General features: G+C 51.1%; 2 protein-coding genes and 2 pseudogenes. All 4 read left to right on the top strand.

Going from position 1 to position 6,000, the window contains the following annotated elements:
- Positions 1-108 precede the first annotated feature (108 nt).
- Complete coding sequence (locus QN399_RS25420) at positions 109-1,500, top strand: undecaprenyl-phosphate glucose phosphotransferase (protein WP_330201856.1); 1,392 nt, start codon at positions 109-111, stop codon at positions 1,498-1,500.
- A gap of 74 nt (positions 1,501-1,574) precedes the next feature.
- Positions 1,575-2,408: a MinD/ParA family protein gene (locus QN399_RS25415; RefSeq protein ID WP_322178752.1), complete on the top strand. Its 834-nt coding sequence runs from the start codon at positions 1,575-1,577 to the stop codon at positions 2,406-2,408.
- A 205-nt stretch (positions 2,409-2,613) separates the two neighbouring features.
- A pseudogene (locus QN399_RS25410) lies at positions 2,614-4,172 on the top strand (IS3 family transposase).
- A gap of 40 nt (positions 4,173-4,212) precedes the next feature.
- Positions 4,213-5,059, top strand: a pseudogene (locus tag QN399_RS25405) (IS630 family transposase); the annotation flags it as partial.
- Between the last annotated feature and the right edge of the window lie 941 nt (positions 5,060-6,000).

Below are 6,000 nucleotides of genomic sequence, written 5' to 3'. Positions count from 1 at the left end.
AGATGTGTATAAGAGACAGCATATAAGGTGAGTGGGTTGCGTCAGCCATCAATACAGGTTGGTTGTCATGCATAGATGAGCAGGTAACAACACAATAGGACTTGCGCTTTGGTACACACTCGTATAAACCGAAAATTGGTAGCTAAGGGGTTCACATTCTGGGGGCAGTGGACCACTGCGATGTCCGTTGTCATTGCACTGTTGTTTATCCTTGCTTATTATCAAACGGGGGCCGTAAATTCTCAATACCGCGTACTTGCAGCCCTGACGCTGCTGGGGTCTGTGCCGTGCTATTCTCTGCTCCATGTGTATCATAAAAAACATCATCACTTAAATGGGTTATGCAGGCTTTCGCTGGGTTGGCTGGTTACGTTACTCGGTTTGGCAAGCATCGGTTTGCTGAGTAATACGAGTGACTTGTTTTCACTGGAAATCATAATAGTATGGTCGCTGCTGGGTTTGTGCGTGCAGATATTGCTATATGTTCCAATTCACTACCTATCCGGATATTACCATCGGCAATTAAATCGCCAGCATAAAACGTTGATCATAGGGAATAACGCGCTTGCATTAAAGTTGGCCGGCACGCTGTCTAAGCATGAGCACCTTACCTTGGTTGGTCTTGTTAGTTTGGTACCTACAGAGCTAAGTGGTTCGATACCCACCTTCGTAGTAAGCCAGCTAGATGAGTTGCGCGCACTAATAAATAGTCATGGTGTTCGGTGCTTGTATATTGCCCTTTCGTTAAGCGAAGTGCAGCGCATCGAGGCCTTGTATATTGATCTTCTTGATTTAAATGTTGACGTCGTCTGGGTTCCAGATCTGAACAGCATGACGCTCCTTAATCATTCGGTAAGCGAACTGGATGGCTTGCCTGCCATTCACCTCAATGAAAGCCCCCTGACCAGCTACCCGACGGCGGCCTTGAGTAAGGCTTTGTTGGATCATGGTTTAGCACTTGCTGCCCTTATCGTCCTGAGTCCACTCCTGTTACTGATTGCCATTGCCGTTAAACTGTCCTCTGAGGGGCCGGTTATTTTCAAGCAAGAGCGCCATGGCTGGAACGGAAAGATTATCAGTGTTTGGAAATTTCGTTCAATGCGGCTACATGACGACCAGCATGTCCGACAGGCCAGCCGTAATGATTCACGCATTACAGCGGTGGGCCAATTTATACGGCGTACATCTCTCGATGAATTGCCTCAGTTTTTCAATGTTCTGCAAGGCCATATGGCGCTAGTTGGGCCACGTCCACATGCCATCGCCCACAATGACTACTATACTGGAAAAATTCGCGCCTACATGACACGCCACCGTATCAAGCCCGGTATTACCGGTCTGGCCCAGATCAGCGGTTGCAGGGGGGAAACTGAAACAATCGATAAAATGCAAAAGCGTGTCGAGATCGACCTGTATTACATCAACAACTGGTCATTATGGCTTGATATAAAAATTCTGATGAAGACCCCCCTCACCTTATTGTCGAAGAATATTTATTAGTGCCGTCAGGGTTTCTTATGTCAATTGATTTCAGTAGAGCTTGCAGTTACTAAATTGAATAGAACGAGAGCACGATGAATAATATGCGCCCTGTACAGGTTATCGCCGTCACCAGTGGTAAAGGCGGTGTTGGCAAGACTACTGTTTCTATAAATTTGTCACTGGCGCTGTCCAAGCTCGGCAAGCGCGTAGTCTTACTGGATGCTGATTTTGGACTGTCAAATATTGACTGTTCGCTTGGTCTTAACCCCGAAGTCACTCTTGTCGACGTAGTCGAAGGTCGCTGTGAACTGCGTGACATATTGCTTCGAGGGCCTAGTGGAATTCGTATCATACCTGCTGCCTCAGGCAATCAGAGTATGATGAATCTAACGACCACGCAGCACGGTGGGCTGATCCAAGCCTTCAGCGACCTTGATGACGATATTGATGTGTTAGTGATTGACACCGCATCTGGAATAGGTGATCTAGTCGTTAACTTCGTCCGGGCAGCACGGGAGGTTCTGGTCGTTGTGTGCAACGAGCCAGCCTCTATCACGAACGCCTACGCATTTATAAGAATACTAAATAGGGACTATAGTATTGTTCGGTTTCGGATATTGGCTAATATGGTGCGGAGTCAGCAAGAAGGCATCAATCTATTCAATACATTAACCAAAATGACAGATGCCTATCTTGACGCGGCATTGCATTATGCTGGCGCTGTGATCTATGATGAATGCGTTGTTAATGCACTTAGGCGTCAGCGTGCGCTAAGTGAAATTTCCCCGCGTTCCAAAGCAGCCTTGGGATTCAATGCACTCGCACAAAAAGTTAATCGCTGGCCTTTAGAGAGCTCACCGAGTGGAGGGGTCGAGTTCTTTATTGAACGGTTAGTTGATCAGAGTGGCGTACGAGCTTTGACGTAAACGGTTCCATAGCAAATACTAGCTTTCAGTTGGAAATCTTTGATAGAACAGCTTAAATTTATGTATTTTATTTCCTATTCTGACTTTACTGCGTATCTGGCTATGTAAGGCTGCTGAGAGCTTTGACGTGATGTAGCTTTCATGTTGGCAAGACGCCTGGAAAGGGCCTTTCAACGATAGATCGGGGGCGTCAAAGAGAGCTGTAATGTCGAGCTATTCACCTGAGCGTAAAGCGGCCCTTATCAACAAATTGCTGCCCCCTCAAAACATGTCCGTGGCCGAGTTGTCGCGTCAAGAAGGCATCTCTCAAGCCACCCTGTATGCTTGGCGAACCAAGCTCAAAGCAGGAGGCGCAGTGGTGCCCGGAGATAAAAGCAGTGCCGATAACTGGTCGGCTGAAGCCAAGTTCGCAGCTGTGTTGCACACGGCCACGTTGAGCGAGATCGAACTCAGCGAATACTGTCGCAGCAAGGGTTTGTACCCGGAGCAAATCAGCGCTTGGCGACAGGCCTGCATCAGTGGCCAGCTGTCAGCTCAGGCACAACGCCAGGCCGAGCGAGAGCAGGCACGTGCCGACAAAAAACGTATCGCCGAGTTGGAGCGCGAGCTGCGGCGTAAAGATAAGGCGCTGGCAGAAACCGCCGTGATCCTGGTACTGCGAAAAAAGATGAATGCCTTCTGGGGAAACGACAACGAGGACGTCTAACCTCGCTGCCAGAACGGCAACAACTCGTTGAACGTTATAACCATGCTGTGGCTTCTGGTGCGCGCAAAACGATTGCCAGCGAAGAAATCGGGCTGTCGCTGCGCAGCCTGCAACGCTGGGCGCTGACGCCTGTGATGCAGGCCGATGTGCGCACCACCACGTTACGCCCGCGACCACTCAATGCCCTGAGCGAGCAGGAGCGTTGCGCTATTTTGGATGTCTGTAACAGCCCGCCATTCGTCAGCCTGCCGCCGAGCCAGATCGTGCCGATACTGGCCGACCAAGGCCGTTACCTGGCCTCAGAAGCGACCTTTTACCGCGTCCTCAAGAAGGCTGATCAGTAGCACCGACGTGGCCGCAGCCATGCGCCGCACAAACATGCTGCGCCGACGACTTACAGCGCAGCCACAGCCAATAAGGTCTGGTCTTGGTACATTACCTACCTTCCATCGCCAGTGCGTGGGAAGTACTACTATCTGTATTTGATCGAGGACATCTACAGCCGAAAGGCCGTGGGCTGGGAGGTTTACGAGCAAGAAAGTGGCGAGCTGGCGGCCGAACTGATGCAGCGCACCGTGCTCACCGAACGCTGCGCCGGACGGCCCTTGGTGCTGCACTCGGACAACGGCGCACCGATGAAATCGGTGACGCTGCTGAGCAAACTGTACGAACTCGGCATCACCCCGTCACGAGGGCGACCACGGGTGAGTAAAGATAATCCCTACTCAGAATCGCTGTTTAGAACCCTGAAATATTGCCCGCAATGGCCTACTGGTGGTTTTGCAGATTTGGACGCGGCACGCAGCTGGGTGCGCGATTTTATCAGTTGGTACAACCACCAACACCGCCACAGCCGCATCCGCATCCGCTTCGTGACCCCGGCGCAGCGTCATCGAGGCGATGATCAAGAGATCTTGGCCAAGCGTCATGCCCTTTATCAGCAAGCTCGTAATCAACATCCACATCGCTGGTCAGGTGCGACACGCAATTGGCAGCCCATCTGCGCGGTCACACTCAATCCGGAAAGAGAGTTACCGACACTGAAAATAGCCGCATAAAACACAGCTGACGCGACAACTACCTTGCAAAACGCCGTACGGTCGTCGCGTGCAGGTGATTTTGCTAGTCGCTCAATGTTATTCTCGTAACGAGATTGCCCAGTTGACCGCTCTCTCCGTTGTTTCAGTCACCCGCTGGTGCAAGCGCTTTCAAGAGCTGCGTCTGCAAGTCCTGGTGGGCCTGCCCGGACGAGGTCGGAAGCCATCCCTGCCGGCCGAAGTGAAACGAACCCTTGAGCAAGTTACTCAGCCGCGTATCGGTCAGCCCCGCTGGAGCTGTCGAAGCATGGCTCGAGTCGCTGGCATTTCACCGGCCAGCGTCCAGCGGATATGGGTCGCCAACGACATAAAACCGCACCTGACACGCACCTTCAAGCTGTCCAACGATCCAAACTTCGAAGAAAAATGTTGGGACGTCATTGGGCTGTATCTGGATCCGCCGGATAAGGCATTGGTGCTCCGTTGCGATGAAAAACCAGGTCCAGGCCTTGGAGCGCACCCAGCCCGGACTGCTTTTGGGAGTCGTGCAATTGCGCACGTAATTGCACGACTATGTCCGCCATGGCAACGCAACCTTGTTCACTGTGCTGGATTATCTTCAGGGACGCTTGATCAGTTCCATTGAGCGCCAAGACCGGCATCAGGAATGGCTGGAGTTTCTCAAGAAGATCAATCGCGAAACGCTCAAGCATCTTCAGCTGCATTTGATCGCCGACAACTATGCCACGCACAAGCATCCAAAAGTAAAGGCGTGGCTTGAGAAGCACAAATGCTTCAACATGCACTTCACTCCGACCTCCAGTTCGTGGATGAACAGGGTTGAACGCTTCTTTCGCGATATCACGGTGTCCCTGCGTGACGGCAGTTTCAGTTCGGTTCGCGAACTGAGCCGCCGTCTAAGCTTGCCCAACATCAGTCAGCGCGGAGGTCGTCGCGCGCAAGTATCCTGCTGGCAGCCCAGGGTTGTTTGAGTGTGGAAACCGATGGCCAACTGATGTAACACCCCTACGATTACCTGTTGGTGCCAACGTTTTCAGACGCTACGTCTAGAAGGCCTGCTCGACAAGCCCGGCCGCGGACTCAAATCCGCCCTTCCTATAAACACGGCCCGTCGATTACTCGAGCAGGTCACCGAGTCCCGTCTTGGCGTGCTCCGCTGGAGCCCAAAGTATGGATCGTGCAGGCAGCATCCAGAGGCCAACAAACCACGAGCTAAGGACTCTTAAGATAGTGCTGGCCGTTTATTGGCCGTCGGGTTGGTCATGTTCTGGCGTCGTGTTGGCATGCTCCCCAAAGCGCGGGGTGCCATTTGGTTAGTGGGCAAAATCGGCTCTGTACACTAGCCAGCCTTCCAAAATCCAAATTTGCATATGAGCACCGCAATGCGCCAGCCATGGCTAGGCCAGGGAGGGAGCAATTAAAGAAAATTCCTACAATGGATAGAGAAATTTCTTCGTTTTTTGAACGATTCAGTCAGTGATAATCCAAGTAGAAAGAATTCGTAAGCAATTTTCTTGAACTGCTTTAGTTGGCAGTTTACTGCGCATTTTTTTATGGGATTGCCAATTTTCAGCAAATAGCATCAGGGCCTAATAGGAATCCTGGGGCGGTAGCATTTCCGATGGCGAACCCATTAATTTTCCGACACCCACATGATTAGCTGCAGCCAGATAAAACTATAATTCTTTTGTGGATAAGAAGGTAAGATATAGGTTTTAGTGCACGATGTAATAAAGGCGCTGGTTGTGCTCAAAACTCGGACCACCTTTTGTTTGGGGCTGCATTTGAGAATCGTTCAGTTTTTGCAGGTCAGAACTTAATAAAATGA

Origin of the sequence: Pseudomonas sp. 10C3, assembly GCF_036346185.1 — a bacterium.
In the GTDB taxonomy this organism is placed as follows: domain Bacteria; phylum Pseudomonadota; class Gammaproteobacteria; order Pseudomonadales; family Pseudomonadaceae; genus Aquipseudomonas.
This window is presented reverse-complemented; position numbering and strand designations above follow the sequence as displayed.

What these genes read in the sequence shown, in the direction of transcription:
- QN399_RS25415 (WP_322178752.1), top strand. Translation starts at nt 1,575, where the DNA reads ATGAATAATATGCGCCCTGTACAGGTTATCGCCGTCACCAGTGGTAAA.